Raw genomic sequence first — 18,054 nt, 5'->3', positions numbered from 1 at the left:
GCGGGGTTCACCGCGCGGCCCCCACGAGGTCGAGGCCGGCGGTGAGCAGTGCGTCGAGGTCGGCCAGGTCGGCGGCGGACGGGTCGGTGAGCGGGGCGCGCACGGGGCCCACCGGCCGGCCGCGCAGCCGGGCCGCCGCCTTCACCAGCGACACCGCGTATCCGGGCACCCGGTCCCGCAGTTCGACGAACGGCACGTAGAAGTCGCGCAGCAGCTTGTCGACCGTGCCCTGGTCGCCGCTCTGCAGGGCGGCGAAGAAGGCGTCGGCGATCTCGGGGGCGAAGGCGTGCACGGCGGAGGAGTAGGCGGGGACGCCGACCGTCGCATAGGCGCGGGCCTGGATCTCGGCGGTGGCGGCGCCGTTGAAGAAGAGGAAGCCGTCCGGGGCGGCGAGGGTGAGCCGCTGGAGCCGGTCGAGGTCGCTGTGCCCGTCCTTCAGCCCGATGACGCCGGGGATGCCGGCGATCCGCGCCAGCGACTCGGCGGTGTACGCGACCTGGCCGCGCTGGTAGACGACGAGCGGCAGCCCGGTCCGGCCCGCGATCGCCTCGACCTGCGCGACGAGTCCGTCCTGCGGGGCGCCGACGAGGTAGTGCGGCAGCACGAGCAGGGCGTCCGCGCCGGCCTCCTCCGCGATGCGCGCGAACCGGACGGCCTGCGCCCAGCCGTAGCCCACCCCCGCGACCACGGGCACCTGCCCGCCGGCCGCCTCGACCGTCACGCTCACCACCTGCCGGTACTCGTCCTCGTCCAGCGAGAAGAACTCCCCGGTGCCGCAGGCCGGGAAGAGGGCGCCGGGCCCGGCGGCCAGCTGCCCCGCGACGTAGGCCCGGAATCCGTCCACGTCGAGGGACCCGTCGGCGTGGAACGAGGTGAGCGGGAACGACAGCACCCCGCCCGCCATCCCGTCCCGCAGCCTCCGCACCACATGCTCCGGCCGTCCGGTCACCCCACCCATCTTCGTCTCCCGATATAGACAGTATCCAAGTACAAGAACCGAGACTAGATATGCGAACGCACCCCCGTCAACGGCGCACACCGCCCCGCCCCTCTACGATCTGCACATGTCCGAGACAGCAGGCGTCCGCGAAGTGAAGTCCGCGGCGCGCACGGTGGAGCTGCTGGAGCTCCTCGCGGCCCGCGGCGACCGCCCGGCCCGCCTCCAGGAACTGGCGGACGAACTCGGCGTCCCGCGCAGCTCGATGTACGCCCTCCTCCAGACGCTGATCACGAGGGGCTGGGTGCGTACCGACACCACCGGTTCCCTCTACGGCGTCGGCATCCGCACCCTGCTGACCGGCACCGGCTACCTGGACTCCGACCCGCGCGTCCGCCTCGTACGCCCCTACCTCGACGAGGCCTCGGAGGCGCTCGGCGAGACGATCCACCTGGCCCGCCTGGACGGCCGGGACGTGGCGTACCTGGCGACCCGGGAGTCCCACGAGTACCTGCGCACGATCAGCAGGGTGGGCCGCCGCCTCCCGGCCCACGCGGGCGCCCTCGGCAAGGCGCTGCTGGCGGAACGCCCGGACGCCGACCTCCCCGTGGGCCCCTACCGGCCCCTCACCCCCCACACCCACACCACCCGCGACGCCCTCTGTGCCGACCTGGCCGGGGTCCGCGCCCGCGGCTTCTCGATCGACCGCGAGGAAAGCGTCCTCGGCATCACCGGCTTCGGCTTCGCCCTGCGCTACGACACCCCGCCCCAGGACGCGATCAGCTGCTCGGTACCGGCGGCCCGCCTGACCCCGGCCCACGAGGACCGGATCATCACGGTGATGCAGGACATCCGCACCCGCATCGAGTCAACGACAACGGGCGGCACGGTCAACTGGCGCTGACCAAGAGGCGCTGGGCCGGGGAGGGGGCCGGGGCCGGGGGGTGGGGACGCTTACCGGCACTGGCAGGGTGGCGCGAGAGCAGCGCCCCGTAAGGGGCGCGGGGAACTGCGCGACCAGCCACACACAACCCGCACCCGCCACCCCACCGAAACCCGCACGGCGCGCGGCACGGCTACCCCCTCCCCCGCCCCCGAAACCCCACCGTGCCCCACATCACACCCCCCACCCTTCTTCCGTTCCCCCTCCCTTGATACAAATTCTCCGCGCGTTCCTGTCCCTCGACGGCCTGCGCCCAACCCCCTTCTCGAGCCGCTTCTTTCGCATGCCCTGGGAACGCCCGTGTCCGCCCCCCGCACCACCCCCTGGCCCCTCGTCGCCCTCTTCACGGCCGGGTACCTGGCCCCGTACCTCCTCCCGACCACCGTCGGCAGGCTCGAATCGGGGCTTCCCCTCTCCGCCACCCAGGCAGGCGCCATCGGCAGTGCCCTGCTGCTGAGTTCGGCGACGGCCGGTTTCCTGCTCGCCGCCCGGGTGGATCGCGTCGGCCCCCGCACCCTCGCCCGCCTCGGCCTCCTGCTCGCGATCGTCGGCTACGGCGGCGCCGCCCTGACGACCGCCGTCCCCGCGGTCGTCGCCGGCGCAGCCGTCGGAGGCTTCGGCTCCGGCACGATCACCGCCGTCGCCGCCACCGGCATCGCCGCCCAGAGGGACCCCCACCGCACCACCACCCTCGGCCTGCTCGGCGTCTCCGCCCTCGCGGGTGCCGTCTATCTGACGGTCCCGCACCTCGGCCCCGGCCACGCGCAGCCCCTCGCCGCGATCGCGCTCACCGCGCTCGCGGTCTGGCCGCTCACCGCCCGCCTGTCCCCCCGTACCGCCCCGGCCCTCCCCCGCACCGCCGCCGGCTCCCGGCTCCCGCACCTCCGCTCGGGCCTGCTGCTGGCGACCGCGATGCCGTGCTGGTCGGCCGTGCAGAACTCGCTGTGGGGGGTCAGCGGCCGGATCGGCCTGACGCAGGCGCATCTCAGCGAGGCGACCGTCGGCGCGGTGTTCGCGGTGGCGCTCGGCACCGGCCTGCTCGGCGTGGTCGGCGCGGGCGCCCTCGGCCCGCGGCTCGGCCGGGCCCTGCCGATCGGTCTCGGCACCGTACTGATCGCCGGCTGCATCGCGCTCAGCGCGTCCGCGACCGACCTGACGACGTTCGCTACCGGCGAGATCGCCTGGAACCTGCTCTACCCGGTCGTCCTCTCGTACGTCATCGGGCTCGCCGCCGCCCTGGACCCGCGGGGCCGCTGGGCGGTGCTGGTCGGGTCGGCGTCGTCGCTGGGGACGGCCGTCGGCCCGATGACCGGCAGCCTGCTGGCGGCGCGGGCCGGTTTCCCGGCGATGGGGACGGTCCTCGCGGTGGCCCTGCTGGCGGTCGCGGTACCGCTGACGGCGGTGGCGCTGCGGCGCAGGACCACCACCGTCACGACCGGCCCGGCGCGCACCGGCGAGGCGCCGGTACGGCTGGACGTCGCGGCCTAGTTGCTGCCTAGTTGCTGCCTGCCGGGCGGAACTCGTAGGCGTCCACCTCGGCGAGGTACCGCGCCCGCAGTTCCTCGTCGTCCTCCAGGAAGGAGGCGAGGAAGGAGTTGCGGGCCAGTTCCCGCATCTGTTCCCTGGTCAGGCCCAGTGCGTCGCGCACGGCGTGGTAGTTGTCGGCGACGTAACCGCCGAAGTAGGCCGGGTCGTCGGAGTTGACCGTGCACAGCAGCCCGGCCTCGATCATGGCCGGAAGCGGGTGCTCGGCGAGCACGTCGACCGCGCGCAGCCGGACGTTCGACAGCGGGCACAGCGTCAGCGGGATCCGCTCCCGCACCAGCCGGGCGACCAGTTCCGGGTCCTCCATGCAGCGCAGCCCGTGGTCGACGCGCTCGATGCCGAGCAGGTCCAGTGCCTCGGTGATGTACTCCGGGGGACCCTCCTCACCCGCGTGGGCGACCCGCCGGAGCCCCAGCTCGGCCGCGGCCTCGTACACCTCGCGGAACTTGACCGGCGGATGCCCGACCTCGGCCGAGTCCAGCCCGATGCCGATGATCCGGTCGAGGTGGGGCTTCGCGGCGTCCAGCGTCCGCATCGCCGACTCCGCGGACTCGTCCCGCAGGAAGCACATGATCAGGCGGGTGGAGATCCCGTGGTTCTCGACGCTGCGGCCGAGCGCCCGCCACAGGCCCTCGACGACCGTCCCCATGCCGACGCCGCGGGCGAGGTGCGCCTGCGGGTCGAAGAAGATCTCGGCGTGCCGCACGCCCTGGGCGGCGGCCCGCGCGAGATACGCGTTCGCGAGGTCCTCGAAGTCCTGCTCGGTGCGCAGGACGGCCATGAGCTCGTAGTACAGGTTCAGGAAGGACTGCAGGTCCTCGAACCGGTACGCCTCGCGCAGCGCGTCGGTGTCCGGGTACGGCAGCTCGACGCCGTTGCGCGCGGCCAGCCGGAACGCCAGCTCGGGCTCCAGGGTGCCTTCGATGTGGAGGTGCAGTTCTGCTTTGGGGAGGGCCATCAAAGCATGGTACGGCCGCTTCACCTGCGCTTCGGAACCGGCACTCGGAGCAGGTCGTGGGCGACGGTCAGCTCGCCCTCGTAGCCGGCGGCCCGTGCCTGCCGTTCGAAACTCTCGGGGTTCTCGGGTTCCGGGTAGCGCTGGCTGAAGTGGGTCAGCACCAGGTGCCGTACGCCCGCGTCCCGGGCGACGGCGGCGGCCTGACCGGCGGTCAGGTGGCCGTGTTCCGCGGCGAGTCGGGCGTCCTCGTCGAGGAACGTCGACTCGATGACGAGCAGATCGCAGCCCTCGGCGAGGGCGTGCACGCCGTCGCACAGCCGGGTGTCCATCACGAACGCGAACCGCTGGCCGCGGCGCACCTCGCTGACCTCGTCGAGCGTGACGTCCCCGAGGACGCCCTCGCGCTGGATCCGGCCGACGTCGGGGCCGGTGATGCCGTGCGCGGCGAGCCGTTCGGGCAGCATGCGGCGGCCGTCGGGCTCGGTGAGCCGGTAGCCGTACGACTCGACGGGGTGCGAGAGCTTCCGGGCCTGGAGCGTGTAGGAGCGGGTGGCCGCGAGGTCGCCGTCCGCGTCGACGGGGGCCTCGGTGATGCCGACGGTCTCGCGGTAGGCGGTGGCGTACCGGAGCCGGTCGAAGAAGCGCTGCCCGGACTTCGGGTAGTGCGCGGTGACCGGGTGCGGGACCTGGTCGAGGTTGACGCGCTGGATGACCCCGGCGAGGCCGAGGGAGTGGTCGCCGTGGAAGTGGGTGACGCAGATCCGGTTCAGGTCGTGCGCGGCGACCCCGGCCCGCAGCATCTGCCGCTGGGTGCCCTCGCCGGGGTCGAAGAGGATGCCCTCGCCGTCCCAGCGCAGCAGGTAGCCGTTGTGGTTGCGGTGCCGGGTGGGGACCTGGCTGGCGGTGCCGAGGACCACCAGTTCACGTACGGACACGGCGAGTTATCCGGGGGGCCACTGCAGGCCGCGGCCGCCGAGGACGTGGGCGTGCGCGTGCCAGACGGTCTGGCCGGCGCCGCTGCCGGTGTTGAAGACGACGCGGTAGCTCTCCAGCTTGTCCTCGTCGGCGACGGCCTGGGCCTCACGCAGTATGTCGGCGGCGATGGCGGGTTCGCCCGCGGCGAGCTCGGCCGCGTTCTTGTAGTGGACCCTGGGGATCACCAGGACGTGGGTGGGTGCCTGGGGGTTGATGTCCCGGAAGGCGACGGTGGTGTCCGTCTCCCGGACGATCGTCGCCGGGACGTGGCCTGCGACGATCTTGCAGAACAGGCAGTCGTCCTGGGGTTCCCCGGCCATGTCTTCTCCTCGCCCGGTGATCAGTTGCGGGGGCATCGTATCGTCGTCGGGTGCGGGTCCGGGGGGCTTGTCGCGCCCACGCGGCGCAGCCGCATGCCGACACGGCCTCGCGCCCCTAAGAGGTCGGCAAAGTGGGCGGAGTCTTCGCAGGCGTCGTCTCCAACGCCTCCAGCGCTATCCGCACCGCCTCGTCCAGCTGGGGGTCCCGGCCCGCCCCCCAGTCCTGCGGACGCTGCACGACCTCCACGTCCGGGTCGACGCCGTGGTTCTCCACGCCCCAGCCGTAGCCCTCCAGCCAGAACGCGTACTTCGGCTGGGTGACCAGGGTGCCGTCGACCAGGCGGTAGCGGCTGTCGATGCCGATCACGCCGCCCCAGGTGCGGGTGCCGACCACCGGGCCGATGCCCAGTGCCTTGATCGCCGCGTTGACGATGTCGCCGTCCGAGCCGGAGAACTCGTTGGCGACGACCACGACCGGTCCCCGGGGCGCGTCCTTCGGGTAGCTGAACGGCCGCATGCCGCGCGGCAGGTCCCAGCCGACGATCCGCCGGGCCAGTTTCTCCACCACGAGCTGGGAGGTGTGCCCGCCGCGGTTCTCGCGGACGTCCACGACGATGCCCTCGCGGGCCATCTCCACGCTCAGGTCGCGGTGGATCTGGGCCCAGCCGGGTGCCTGCATGTCGGGGACGTGGAGGTAGCCGAGGCGGCCGCCGGAGAGTGCGTGGACGTGGGCCCGGCGGTCGGCGACCCACGCGTGGTAGCGCAGCGGTTCCTCGTCGGCGACCGGGACGACGACCGGGTGCCGCAGGTCGCCGCCGCCCGCGGGGGACACGGTCAGTTCGATCGCCTTGCCCGCGGTGCCGACGAGGAGGGGGCCGGGGCCGGTCACCGGGTCGACGGGCCGGCCGGCGACGGCCACGATCGCGTCGCCGGGGTGCACCGCGGCGCCGGGCGCGGCGAGCGGGGAGCGGGCGCCGGGGTCGGAGGTCTCGGCGGGCAGGATCCGGTCGATCCGCCAACTTCCGTCCTCGTGACGGGAGATGTCGGCGCCGAGCAGGCCCTGGCGGGCGCCGTTGCCGTAGCCGCCGCGCGGGGTGACGTAGGCGTGCGAGGTGCCGAGTTCGCCCTGGACCTCCCAGAGCAGGTCGACGAGGTCGTCGTGGGTGGCGACCTGCTCGACGAGCGGGCGGTAGCGGTCGAGGACGCCGTCCCAGTCGACGCCGCCGAGGTCCGGGCGCCAGAACTGGTCGCGCATGATGCGGCCGGTCTCGTCGAACATCTGCCGCCACTCGGCGGCCGGGTCGACGGTCTGCCGGACCCGGGCCAGGTCGACGGTGATGTTGGTGTCGCTGTCGTCGTCGCCTGAGGCGCGGCGGTCGCTGGGTACGACCTTGAGCTTGCTGTCGGCCCACAGCAGGACGCGTTTGCCGTCGCCGCTGACCTCGAAGTGGTCGGCGTCGGAGGAGAGGTACTCGATGCGCTGCTGGGCGAGGTCGTAGCGCTCCAGCTCGGTCTTGGGCGCCGGGTCCTCGGGGTGGGCGCGGGAGGCGCCGAGCACGCCGTGCACCGGGTGGCGCAGCCAGAGCACGCCGTCCTTGGCGGTGCGGAGCGTGGAGTAGCGGCCGGCCTCGACGGGGAACGGCACGATCCGGTCGGCGAGGCCCTCCAGGTCGATGCGGGTGGCGGGGGTGCCCTCGGCGTCCGGGGTCTCGTCCTTGTCCGGGGTCTCGAAGGGGCGGCCGTGCCGCTGCGGGCCGAACGGCGAGGGGGTGGTGGCGGCGAGGGTGATCAGGTGCGGGCGGTCGCCGACCACGAAGGCCAGGTCGAAGACGTGCTCGTCGTAGACCGGGTCGAAGGAGCGGGTGGAGAGGAACGCGAGGTGCTTGCCGTCGCGGGTGAAGGCGGGGTCGTAGTCCCGGAACCGCAGCGGGGTCGCCTCGGTGACCGTGAGGTCGGTGGTGTGGGCGATGCGGAGCTGGCAGAGCCCGCCGGTGCCGGGGTGGGACCAGGCGAGCCAGCCGGAGTCGGGCGAGAAGGCCAGTCCGCAGACGTCGCCGTCCTCGCTGCGGTCGACCTCGCGGACCTCGCCCGTCTCCCGCTCGACGAGGAGCAGCCGGCCGTCGTGGGCGGCGACGGCGACCCGGCCGCCGTCGGGGGCGACGGCGAGTTCCAGGACCCGGCCGAGCTGTCCGGCGGCGATCCGGCGCGGGGTGGCGCCGGGCACCAGCCCGGTCGCGGGGGCGAATTCCAGGGCGTCGTCGCCCTCGGCGTCCGTCACCCACACCACCCACTCCTCCGCGTCCGCGCGGAAGGTGACGGGCAGCCGGGCCCGCACCCCGGGCTGGGCGACGAGCGCCCGCGCCGGGCCCGAGCGATGGGTCACCCAGTGCACGCCGCCGCGCACCAGGACGGCGCTGCCGCGCGCGGTGTGGTCGGGCGAGGCCGAGCTGAACCAGCGGGCCGCGTTGACCGGGTACGGCTGCCGGTCCACGCGGGGTCCGCCGAGCCGGATGTCCAGGCGGCGCGGTTCGGCGCCCTCCAGGTCGTCGAGGAGCCAGAGCTCACCGGCCGAGGCGTAGACGACCCGGGTGCCGTCGCCGGCCGCGTGCCGGGCGTAGAAACCTCCCCCACTCTCGGCTTCGCTCGAGCGGGAGGTGCCCCCAAGGGGCGTGTGCCGGCGCAGGTCGGAGCCGTCGGCGAGGGAGGAGTACAGCGCCCCGGTGCCCTCGTGGTCGGACAGGAACGCGATGCGCTCCCCGGCCCACACGGGGTACTCCAGGTTCCCGTCCAGCTCCGCGTGCAGCCGTACGAACTCGCCGGCGCCCTCCCCGCCCCGACCGTCCCGGTCGATCCACAGCTTGCCCGCCGTACCGCCCCGGTACCGCTTCCACCAGGCCGCTTCCCGCCCCATCGGCGCGGACAGCAGCACGGTGTGCGGGCCCTGGGCGACATGGCCGACCGGGCCGTAGGGCAGGACGGTGGACGGGCCGCCGTCGAGCGGGACGGTGTGCGCCCAGCTGCGCCGGAGGCTGGCCTGGCCGTGGGTGGAGATGGCGAGGACCTGCCCGTCGGCGGTCCAGCCGCGCACCTGGGTACGGGAACTCCCCCAGTGCGTCAGACGGGTGGACGAGCCGCCGTCGACCGGGGCGAGGTGGATCTCGGGGGCGCCGTCGCGGGTGGAGGTCCAGGCGACCGTGGTCCCGTCGGGCGAGATGCGCGGCAGTGTCACGGGGACGTTGTCGGCGCTGACCCGCCAGGCACGGCCGCCGTCCAGGGGCGCCAGCCACACGTCGTCCTCGGCGGTGAAGGCGACCAGGTCGCCGTGGACGTGCGGAAATCGGAGGTAGGACCGCGGTCCGTTCGCTGCACCCTGAGTCACTCGCTCAGCCTATGCATCGGGGCGTGTTCCCGGTGGCCGATTTCGATCACTTGCCCTGCACCGGCCAGCACTTGGGGTCGCCCTGGCACCAGACGGTCTTCGTGACGGTCACGGTGGGGCCGGGCTGCTGCCCGTAGGTGGGCGGCCGGTAGGTGCTGTACGTCGGCCCGGGTGTCGCGTCGCAGTTGCCCAGCCCGTTCACCCGGAACCACTCCTTGCCGCCGACCTTGGCCACGAGGTTCCCGCGTACACAGGCTCCGCTGACGGCCTTGGTGACCCGGCCGGTGACGGTGATGCTCCGGCCGTCCTCGGTCCGGCCCTGGCAGTCGACGGAGACGACGGTGGTCGCGCCGGTCGACGGCGTCTTCGCGGTCTTCGTCGCCTTCGCGGTCTTCGTGGCCGATCCGTAGTTGCCGGTGCAGGTGAGCCAACTGACGTCGACGTGCTGGCGTTTCAGCTCGGCGGTGGCGGTCCGGTCGGTGGTGTAGGCGACCGTCGCGGTGTTCAGGTCGCTGGGCTGGCAGGCGACCGCACCGCCCACGGCGATCACCGCGAGCCCGGTCACGGCCGCCACCCTGGTCCCGCGCGGCCGGCGCCAAATCCGCCTCAATACCCCCATGGAGGGCAGCCTGCCACCGTCGCGCCGGTGACGGTAGAGGGCATACGGCCACTCACGCGTTCGAAGAGGTCCCCCGTGCCGGTGCCCCCTGTCTGCAGGTCCCTGTCCCTCAGGGTCTCTCAGGTGTGCAGCAGCAACCACTCCTGCAGCTCCACCAGGTTCCCCTCCGGGTCCTTGAGGTGGGCGACCCGCATGCGTTCCGTCATCGGCGCCGGCCCGTGCACGAGGACGGCTCCCCGCCCCGTGATCTGCTCGCAGTAGCCGTCGAGATCGTCGACGCGCAGCACCACCAGCGAACGGTGCCCGGTCGCCGTGTCCCCCAACTCGCCCAGTATCGCGGCCATCATCGCCCGGTCCTGCAGGGCGATCCCCGCCGACCCGGCGTGCGGGCTGAACTTCTCGTACGGCCCCTCGCTCGCCCCGGACTGCGGCTTCAGCCCGAGCACCTCGGCGTAGAAGCGGTAGCAGGCGGCGAAGTCGCTGACCAGGAGCCGTACTTGAGCGAGTTCCACGGAGTGTCCCCCAGGGTGTGGTGCGGTCGGTTCAGGACCACCGGCCGGTGCGGCCCAGCAGCAGGGCCGTGGCCGCCGTCCCGGCGGTCGACGTGCGCATCACGGTAGGCCCCAGGGTGTACGCCCTGGCACCCGCCTCCTCGAAGAGCGCCACCTCGTCCCGGGCGACACCGCCTTCGGGCCCGACGACCAGCACGATCTCACCCGCGGCGGGCAACCGGACCTCCGCGAGGGGCTCGCTGCCGTGCTCGAAGTCGGAGTGGAGCACGGCGGCGAGGTCGGCCTTGGCCAGAAGTGCCGCAACCTGCTTGGTGCTTGCCGCGTCCGCGACCTCCGGGAACCGCACCCGGCGGGACTGCTTGCCGGCCTCACGGGCGGTGGCCCGCCACTTGGCGAGCGACTTCAGCCCCCGCTCGCCCTTCCACTGGGTGATGCAGCGGGCGGCCTGCCAGGGCACGATCACGTCGACGCCGACCTCGGTCATGGTCTCCACGGCGACCTCGCCCCGGTCCCCCTTGGGCAGTGCCTGCACGACGGTGATCCGCGGCTGCGGCACGGGCTCCTCGACGACGCCGTCCAGCACCGTCACCACCAGCCGGTCCTTGCCCTCGGCGGCCCGCACGACACCCTCGGCCCAGCGCCCGTGCCCGTCGGTGAGGATGACGTCCTCACCGGGCTGCAGCCGCTTCACGGAGACGGCGTGCCGCCCCTCGGCCCCGTCCAGCACGACCTCACCACCGGAGCCCCCGGGCACCACGAGCGGATCCAGCACGAACACCGGAGCAGTCACCGTCCGCCCTCCTCCCCCTCGGTCGACAACGCTGTCGACGCGGCGGCGAGTTCCTCCGCGAGGGTCTCCACCAGCTGCCCGGCGGGCAGTTCGCGGGCCATCCGGTGCCCCTGCCCGGCCCACAGGGCCATGCCCTGCGCGTCGCCTGCCTTGGCGGCGGCCTTGCGCAGCGGGGAGGTGAGGTGGTGGACCTCCGGGTAGGCGGCGGGCGCGTACGGGCCGTGCTCGCGCATGAACCGGTTGACCAGGCCGCGGGCGGGCCGCCCGGAGAACGCCCGGGTCAGCGCGGTCCGCGTGAACAGCGGGTCGGTGAGCGCCTGCTTGTGCACTGCGGCGGCGCCGGACTCCGGGGTGGCCAGGAAGGCCGTACCCAGCTGGGCCGCGCTCGCCCCGGCCGCCAGTACGGCCGCGATCTGGCTGCCGCGCATGATGCCGCCCGCGGCGACGACCGGGATCCCCACGGTCTCCCGCACCTGGGCGACCAGCGACAGCAGCCCGATCCCGGACCCGTCGTTCTCCGCCACGTCCCGGTGGGTGCCCTGATGGCCCCCGGCCTCGACTCCCTGGGCGATCACCGCGTCCGCCCCGGCCCGCTCGACGGCGAGGGCTTCCTCGGCGGTGGTGGCGGTGACGAGCGTGACCATCCCGGCCCGCCGCAGGGAGTCCAGCACATCCCGCGTCGGCACACCGAAGTGAAAGGAGACGGCGGCCACCGGGTTGTCCAGCAGCACGGCCAGCTTGGCCTCGTACCCGTCGTCCCGGCCGCTGTCCGGGTCGCCGAGCTCGGTCTCGTACCAGGCGGCCTCACCGGCCAGCTGATGTGCGTAGACCTCCACGGCCCCCGACTCGGCGTACTCCGGCTGCGGCATGAAGAGATTCACGCCGAAGGGGCGACCGGTCAGCCCCCGCAGTTGCTTGATCTCCTGGTACATCCCGTCGGCGGTCTTGTACCCGGCGGCAAGGAACCCCAGCCCGCCCGCCTCGGACACGGCGGCGGCGAGCTGCGGCACGGAGACCCCGCCGGCCATGGGGGCCTGCACGATCGGAATGGGGAAGAGATCGGTCAGTGCGGAGGACATGACGGCATGTTGTCACGTCCTCCGAACAAGTCCGAATCGGCCTGCCCCTTTGGCACATGCCAGAAATTTCCCCGCCCCACAACCACCTTGACCTGCCGACCTCGCCTCTTCATCGGCCGAGTCGGGTGGTGGGTGGGCATAGGTTTCGGGGGTCCAGGGGGCGGAGCCCCCTGGTGGGGTCGAAGGGGCGGAGCCCCTTCACGGTGACCCGTCAACGCCCGTTGAACGCGTCCTTCAGCCGGCTGAACAGCCCTTGCTGACCGGGCTGGAACTGCCCCGTCGGCCGCTCCTCCCCGCGCAGCTTGGCCAGCTCGCGCAGCAACCGCTCCTGCTCGGGGTCGAGCTTGGTCGGAGTCGTCACCTCGACGTGGACGATCAGATCACCCCGGCCGCCACCGCGCAGATGCGTGACACCGCGCCCGTGCAGCGGAATCGACTGCCCGGACTGCGTACCCGGCCGGATGTCGACCTCCTCCAGCCCGTCCAGCGTCTCCAGCGGCACCTTCGTACCGAGCGACGCCGCCGTCATCGGAATCGTCACCGTGCAGTGCAGATCGTCCCCGCGCCGCTGGAACGTCGAGTGCGGCAGCTCGTGGATCTCGACGTACAGGTCACCGGCCGGACCGCCACCCGGCCCGACCTCACCCTCACCGGCGAGCTGGATCCGCGTGCCGTTGTCGACACCGGCCGGGATCTTCACGGTCAGCGTCCGCCGCGACCGCACCCGCCCGTCACCCGCGCACTCGGGGCACGGCGTCGGCACGACCGTCCCGAACCCCTGGCACTGCGGGCAGGGCCGCGAGGTCATGACCTGGCCCAGGAAGGACCGCGTCACCTGCGAGACCTCACCCCGGCCCCGGCACATGTCACACGTCTGGGCGGAGGTGCCCGGCGCCGCGCCCTCACCGTTGCAGGTGTTGCAGACGATCGCCGTGTCGACCTGGATGTCCTTGGTCGTGCCGAAGGCCGCCTCGTCGAGCTCGACCTCGATCCGGATCATCGCGTCCTGGCCGCGCCGCGTACGCGACCTCGGCCCCCGCTGGGACGCCGTACCGAAGAAGGCGTCCATGATGTCGGAGAAGTTCCCGAAGCCACCGGCCCCGAAGCCCCCGGCGCCCGCGCCCCCGCTCTGCGAGAGCGGATCGCCGCCGAGGTCGTAGACCTGCTTCTTCTGCGGATCCGACAGCACCTCGTAAGCGGCGTTGATCTCCTTGAACCGCTCCTGGGTCTTCGGATCCGGGTTGACGTCCGGGTGCAGCTCGCGCGCGAGCCGACGGAAGGCCTTCTTGATCTCTTCCTGCGACGCGTCGCGGCGCACGCCGAGAACGGCGTAGTAGTCCGTGGCCACTTACGACTCCGCCAGGATCTGTCCGACGTAACGTGCCACCGCTCGTACCGCTCCCATCGTTCCCGGGTAATCCATGCGGGTCGGTCCGACCACGCCGAGTTTGGCGACTGCCTCGCCGCCCGAACCGTAGCCGACCGACACCACGGACGTGGAGTTGAGTCCCTCGTAGGCGTTCTCGTGACCGATGCGTACGGTCATGCCCGAATCCCCGGCCTCGCCAAGGAGCTTGAGCAGCACGACGTGCTCCTCCAGTGCCTCCAGGACGGGCCGGATCATGAGGGGAAAGTCATGTCCGAAGCGGGTGAGATTGGCGGTGCCGCCGATCACCAGCCGCTCCTCGTTCTCCTCGACGAGCGTCTCCAGCAGGGTGGAGAGCACCGCCGAGACCGCGCCGCGGTCCTCGGCCTCGAAGGCTTCCGGCAGGTCCTCCACCAGCCGGGGCACGTCCGAGAACCGGCGCCCCGCGACCCGGCTGTTCAGCCGCGCCCGCAGATCCGCCAGAGACGTTTCCCCGAAGGGCGCAGGGCAGTCGACCATCCGCTGCTCGACCCGCCCGGTGTCGGTGATCAGCACCAGCATCAGCCGGGCCGGAGCCAGCGAGAGCAGTTCCACGTGCCGCACGGTGGACCGCGTCAGCGACGGGTACTGCACGACCGCGACCTGCCGCGTCAGCTGCGCCAGCAGCCGTACGGTCCGCGCCACGACGTCGTCGAGATCGACGGCGCCGTCGAGGAAGTTCTGGATGGCCCGCCGCTCGGGCGCGCTCATCGGTTTGACGCCGGCCAGCTTGTCGACGAACAGCCGGTAGCCCTTGTCGGTGGGGATCCGCCCCGCGCTGGTGTGCGGCTGGGCGATGTACCCCTCGTCCTCCAGGGCGGCCATGTCGTTGCGCACGGTCGCCGGGGAGACCCCGAGGTTGTGCCGTTCGGTCAGCGCCTTCGAACCCACCGGCTCCTCGGTGCCGACATAGTCCTGGACGATGGCGCGCAATACCTGAAGCCTGCGTTCACTCAGCATCCGGCGCCACACCTCCAGAAAGTCGTCCCGCGGCCTTTCGGGTCCTTCGGGTCTTTCGTCTGGCACTCTGCGAACGCGAGTGCCAGCATCCCCGGCCCAGTGTACGGCCGTGGGGTACTGACTGGGCAAGGTCGGTCAGGACCCATGGCGTTCTACGGCTAGCGTCGCGGCATGACGGTGACTTGGGAAGAGCTGGGCTGGGAGCGGGTGGCCGAAGGCGTCGGCCGGTGCCGGCTGCCGGGCTGGGACTGCACGGCCGGTCTGGTTCTCGGCGCGGGCACGGCCCTGATGGTGGACGCCGGCTCGAGCCTGGCGGAGGGCGCACGGTTGCGCATGGAGGCGCAGGCGCTCGCCGACCGCCGTGTGACCCATCTCGCGCTCACCCATCCGCATTTCGACCACGTCTTCGGCGCGGCCGCCTTCGCGGGCGCGAACCTGTACGCGGCGGTGGGCACCGAGGCCGTCTTCGCCTACGACCACGAGGCGCTCCGCCTGGACGCGGTCCGCAACGGTCTCCCCGCCCCCGAGGCCGAGGAGGCGGCCGACGCCCTCCCCCTCCCCCGTCATCTGGTCTCCGGCGAGTGGACCCTCGACCTCGGCGACGGCCGCCAGGCCCTGCTGGCCAACGTGGGCCCCGGCCACACCGCCCACGATCTCGCCGTCCTGGTCCCCGGCGACCCCGAGGTGGTGTTCTGCGGCGACCTGGTGGAGGAGTCCGGCGATCCCCAGGCCGGCCCCGACGCCGTACCGTCCCGCTGGCCCGCGGCCCTGGACCGCCTCCTGGCGCTCGGCGGCGAACGCGCCCGGTACGTGCCCGGTCACGGAGCGGTGGTGGACGCGGCGTTCGTCCGGGCGCAACGCGACACCCTGGCGGCCCGCTTCGGCGTGTCGTGACCACGCCGTCCCGGCTTCTCCTATCGTCATCCGAATGCGCCAGTACTCCGCCGATCTGACCCCGCCGTGGAAGAAGCCGAAGCCGGTGCCCGAGGTGGCCGCCGAGCCCGGTCTGGTGGTGGAGGAGCCCGGTACCGGTTTCTGCGGCGCGGTGATCCGCTGCGAGGCGGGCACGGTCACCCTGGAGGACCGCTTCGGCAAACACCGCGTCTTCCCGCTGGAGCCGCGCGGCTTCCTCCTGGAGGGCCGCGTGGTCACCCTCGTACGCCCGGCCCCGACCGCCCCCGTACGTCCTTCCCGCACCGCCTCCGGCTCGGTCGCCGTCCCCGGCGCACGCGCGCGTGTCGCCCGCGCGGGCCGCATCTACGTGGAGGGCCGCCACGACGCGGAGCTGGTCGAGAAGGTCTGGGGCGACGACCTGCGCATCGAGGGCGTGGTGGTGGAGTACCTGGAGGGCGTCGACGACCTCCCCGCCATCGTGGCCGAATTCGCCCCCGGCCCCGACGCCCGCCTCGGCGTCCTCGTCGACCACCTGCTCCCCGGCACCAAGGAGTGGCGCATCGCCCGGTCGGTCACCAGCGACCACGCCCTGGTCGTCGGCCATCCGTACATCGACATCTGGGAGGCCGTGAAGCCGTCCTCCCTGGGCATCGACTCCTGGCCCCGCGTCCCGCACGGCCAGGACTGGAAGACAGGCGTGTGCCGGGCCCTCGGCTGGCCCACGGACAACACGGGTGCGGTATGGCAGGCGATCCTCGCGCGCGTGAGCTCCTACAAGGACCTGGAGCCGGAGCTGCTGGGGCGGGTGGAGGAACTGATCGACTTCGTCACGGGTAGCGGTGGGGCCTGACGTCGGGGAAGGTTCCGAAGTCGCTCGTGTCCAGTTCGACTCCCAGGGCCTCCAGCATCACCGGGTCCCCGAACTTGGTGATCTGTTGCGTCAGATAGTTGGCATCCTCGCCTTGGCCCTCCGGCCTCGTCAGCAGGACGCACTGCGCCATGATCGGGTCGAGTACGAGATACACAGGCACCCTGCCCGCCGCGTAGATCGACCTCTTGACCACATAGTCCTGATGAACGCTGGACTTGGAAACGACCTCGACAACCATGGTGACCAGCTGGGACGGCAGCAGTCGGCCTGAGTCAGGCAGCAGGCTCCGCTCGACGACCACCAGGTCCGGTACCGGCTCACTGGCCTCATTCAGGATGTCGACGTCCTGAGTCTGAAGGCGAGACCAGCGCGATCGCGGAATCTGGTCCTGCACATCGGCGACGATCATGTTGTGCACGATGTCAGGGCTGGCCATCATCACGATTACCCCCCGGAGAAGCTCGACCTTGACGCCCTCGGGAGGCTCAAGCTCCTCGAGGTACCTGGTCATGTCGCGTTCGTCCACAGCGGTCATCTCCGTGGCCTCCACATCCGCCGCGTCCTTTTGGCGGCAGCCTACGAACCAGGTTAGGGACCGAACCCCCGTTTCGTAGTGATTCACCCTCGGGAGTGATCAGTCCACCAGATCCCGCACCACCGCATCCGCCAGCAACCGCCCCCGCAACGTCAGCACGGCCCGCCCCTCCTCGTACGGCCCGGCCTCCAGCAGCCCCTCCCCCAGCGCCCGCCGCGAAGCCGCCAGCCCCTCCTCCTTCAGGAGCGCCAGCGGCACCCCCTCGCGCAGCCGCAGCTCCAGCAGGATCCGCTCCACCCGCCGGTCCTCGTCCGTCAGGACCTCGCGACCGGCGCCCGGCGACCGTCCGGACGCCAGCGCCGCCGCGTACGCCCCCGGATGCTTGACGTTCCACCACCGCACGCCCCCCACGTGCGAGTGCGCCCCGGGCCCGGCGCCCCACCAGTCGGCGCCCCGCCAGTACAGCTCGTTGTGCAGGCAGCGGCCGGCCTCGGAGGTCGCCCAGTTGGACACCTCGTACCAGTCGAAACCCGCCCCGGCCAGCACCGAGTCGGCGATCAGGTAGCGGTCGGCATGGACGTCGTCGTCGGTCATCGGGACCTCGCCCCGGCGGATCCGGCGGGCCAGCTGCGTGCCCTCCTCGACGATCAGCGCGTACGCCGACACATGGTCGGGACCGGCCCCGATCGCCGCGTCCAGCGAGGCCCGCCAGTCGTCGTCGGACTCGCCCGGGGTGCCGTAGATCAGGTCGAGGTTCACGTGCTCGAAGCCGGCCGCGCGGGCCTCCGCGACGCACGCCTCGGGACGTCCGGGGGTGTGCGTCCGGTCGAGGACCCGCAGCACGTGCTGCCGGGCGCTCTGCATGCCGAAGGAGATCCGGTTGAAGCCGCCCTCCCGCAGGGCCGCCAGATACGCGGGGTCGACGGACTCCGGGTTCGCCTCCGTCGTCACCTCCGCGTCGGCCGCGAGCCCGAACTCGTCGCGGATCGCGTGCAGCATCCGTACGAGATCGGCGGCGGCCAGCAGCGTCGGCGTACCGCCGCCCACGAACACCGTGCGCACCTCGCGCGGGTCGTCGCCGAGGACCTTCCGCGCCAGCCTGACCTCGTCGGTCAGGGTGTCCGCGTAGTTGTCTCGGGAGGCGAGGACACCGCCGGTGCCGCGCAGCTCGGTCGCCGTGTACGTGTTGAAGTCGCAGTAGCCGCAGCGGGTCGCGCAGTAGGGGACGTGCAGGTAGAACCCGAGGGGGCGGGCGGCGGCTCCGGCGAGCGCGGACGCGGGCAGCGCGCCGTCGTCCGGAACCGGCTCGCCGTCGGGAAGTGCGGAAGGCAT

17 protein-coding genes are annotated in these 18,054 nt (G+C 72.5%); 4 read left to right on the top strand and 13 right to left on the bottom strand.

The genetic code is table 11. The features are described from left to right. Window positions 1–7 precede the first annotated feature (7 nt). Window positions 8–949 (bottom strand): 5-dehydro-4-deoxyglucarate dehydratase, encoded by a 942-nt coding sequence (locus ACFWPQ_RS31885; RefSeq protein ID WP_384042317.1) that lies wholly within the window; start codon window positions 947–949, stop codon window positions 8–10. Between the two features lie 115 nt (window positions 950–1,064). Here ACFWPQ_RS31885 and ACFWPQ_RS31880 point away from each other — a divergent pair, with 115 nt between their 5' ends. Together ACFWPQ_RS31880 and ACFWPQ_RS31875 are read left to right on the top strand one after the other, a co-directional pair. Further along, a complete protein-coding gene (locus ACFWPQ_RS31880; protein WP_384042314.1) occupies window positions 1,065–1,841 on the top strand; it encodes an IclR family transcriptional regulator in 777 nt (258 codons plus the stop codon). A gap of 339 nt (window positions 1,842–2,180) precedes the next feature. Continuing rightward, on the top strand, window positions 2,181–3,368 hold the full coding sequence (locus tag ACFWPQ_RS31875) for an MFS transporter (RefSeq protein WP_384042311.1): 1,188 nt from the start codon (window positions 2,181–2,183) through the stop codon (window positions 3,366–3,368). A 7-nt stretch (window positions 3,369–3,375) separates the two neighbouring features. On the opposite strand, the gene ACFWPQ_RS31870 is transcribed toward ACFWPQ_RS31875, so the two are convergent. The 10 genes from ACFWPQ_RS31870 to hrcA all read right to left on the bottom strand — a co-directional run bounded on the left by ACFWPQ_RS31870 (window position 3,376) and on the right by hrcA (window position 14,422). Next, entirely contained in the window at window positions 3,376–4,383 is a 1,008-nt protein-coding gene (locus ACFWPQ_RS31870) for an adenosine deaminase (RefSeq protein ID WP_384042309.1), read from the bottom strand. A 20-nt stretch (window positions 4,384–4,403) separates the two neighbouring features. Further along, window positions 4,404–5,318, bottom strand: a complete 915-nt coding sequence (locus ACFWPQ_RS31865) for a ribonuclease Z (RefSeq protein ID WP_384042306.1) — start codon at window positions 5,316–5,318, stop codon at window positions 4,404–4,406. 6 nt (window positions 5,319–5,324) lie between these two features. Further along, the gene (locus ACFWPQ_RS31860) at window positions 5,325–5,678 is read right to left on the bottom strand and encodes a histidine triad nucleotide-binding protein (RefSeq protein ID WP_384042303.1); all 354 of its coding nucleotides are present in this window, start codon (window positions 5,676–5,678) and stop codon (window positions 5,325–5,327) included. Window positions 5,679–5,793: 115 nt separating this feature from the next. Continuing rightward, entirely contained in the window at window positions 5,794–9,057 is a 3,264-nt protein-coding gene (locus ACFWPQ_RS31855; protein WP_384042300.1) for a S41 family peptidase, read from the bottom strand. A 46-nt stretch (window positions 9,058–9,103) separates the two neighbouring features. Continuing rightward, window positions 9,104–9,676, bottom strand: a complete 573-nt coding sequence (locus ACFWPQ_RS31850; RefSeq protein ID WP_384042297.1) for a hypothetical protein — start codon at window positions 9,674–9,676, stop codon at window positions 9,104–9,106. Between the two features lie 119 nt (window positions 9,677–9,795). Next, complete coding sequence (locus ACFWPQ_RS31845; RefSeq protein ID WP_384042294.1) at window positions 9,796–10,188, bottom strand: VOC family protein; 393 nt, start codon at window positions 10,186–10,188, stop codon at window positions 9,796–9,798. Between the two features lie 31 nt (window positions 10,189–10,219). Then, the gene (locus ACFWPQ_RS31840) at window positions 10,220–10,978 is read right to left on the bottom strand and encodes a 16S rRNA (uracil(1498)-N(3))-methyltransferase (RefSeq protein ID WP_384042291.1); all 759 of its coding nucleotides are present in this window, start codon (window positions 10,976–10,978) and stop codon (window positions 10,220–10,222) included. Next, window positions 10,975–12,057 carry a nitronate monooxygenase gene (locus ACFWPQ_RS31835; RefSeq protein ID WP_384042288.1) on the bottom strand — a complete coding sequence of 361 codons (1,083 nt, stop codon included), beginning with the start codon at window positions 12,055–12,057 and terminating at the stop codon, window positions 10,975–10,977. The genes ACFWPQ_RS31840 and ACFWPQ_RS31835 overlap by 4 nt, the downstream gene beginning before the upstream one ends. Window positions 12,058–12,268: 211 nt before the next feature. Then, window positions 12,269–13,405 carry a molecular chaperone DnaJ gene (dnaJ, locus tag ACFWPQ_RS31830; protein WP_217549614.1) on the bottom strand — a complete coding sequence of 379 codons (1,137 nt, stop codon included), beginning with the start codon at window positions 13,403–13,405 and terminating at the stop codon, window positions 12,269–12,271. After that, the gene (gene hrcA, locus ACFWPQ_RS31825) at window positions 13,406–14,422 is read right to left on the bottom strand and encodes a heat-inducible transcriptional repressor HrcA (protein ID WP_384042286.1); all 1,017 of its coding nucleotides are present in this window, start codon (window positions 14,420–14,422) and stop codon (window positions 13,406–13,408) included. Between the two features lie 171 nt (window positions 14,423–14,593). On the opposite strand from hrcA, the gene ACFWPQ_RS31820 reads away from it, so the two are divergent. Both ACFWPQ_RS31820 and ACFWPQ_RS31815 read left to right on the top strand, forming a co-directional pair. Next, on the top strand, window positions 14,594–15,316 hold the full coding sequence (locus ACFWPQ_RS31820) for an MBL fold metallo-hydrolase (protein ID WP_384042283.1): 723 nt from the start codon (window positions 14,594–14,596) through the stop codon (window positions 15,314–15,316). A 34-nt stretch (window positions 15,317–15,350) separates the two neighbouring features. Continuing rightward, window positions 15,351–16,166, top strand: a complete 816-nt coding sequence (locus ACFWPQ_RS31815; protein ID WP_384042280.1) for a DUF3097 domain-containing protein — start codon at window positions 15,351–15,353, stop codon at window positions 16,164–16,166. Here the strand turns inward: ACFWPQ_RS31815 and ACFWPQ_RS31810 are convergent. Both ACFWPQ_RS31810 and hemW read right to left on the bottom strand, forming a co-directional pair. Continuing rightward, window positions 16,144–16,722, bottom strand: a complete 579-nt coding sequence (locus tag ACFWPQ_RS31810) for a Uma2 family endonuclease (RefSeq protein ID WP_384042277.1) — start codon at window positions 16,720–16,722, stop codon at window positions 16,144–16,146. The genes ACFWPQ_RS31815 and ACFWPQ_RS31810 overlap by 23 nt on opposite strands. A gap of 99 nt (window positions 16,723–16,821) precedes the next feature. Next, window positions 16,822–18,054: a radical SAM family heme chaperone HemW gene (gene hemW, locus ACFWPQ_RS31805; RefSeq protein ID WP_384042274.1), complete on the bottom strand. Its 1,233-nt coding sequence runs from the start codon at window positions 18,052–18,054 to the stop codon at window positions 16,822–16,824.

The sequence above is a fragment of the Streptomyces sp. NPDC058464 genome (assembly GCF_042721035.1).
Lineage (GTDB): Bacteria > Actinomycetota > Actinomycetes > Streptomycetales > Streptomycetaceae > Streptomyces.
Note: the sequence above shows the minus strand (reverse complement) of the source record. Positions and strands in the feature narration are given on the sequence as shown.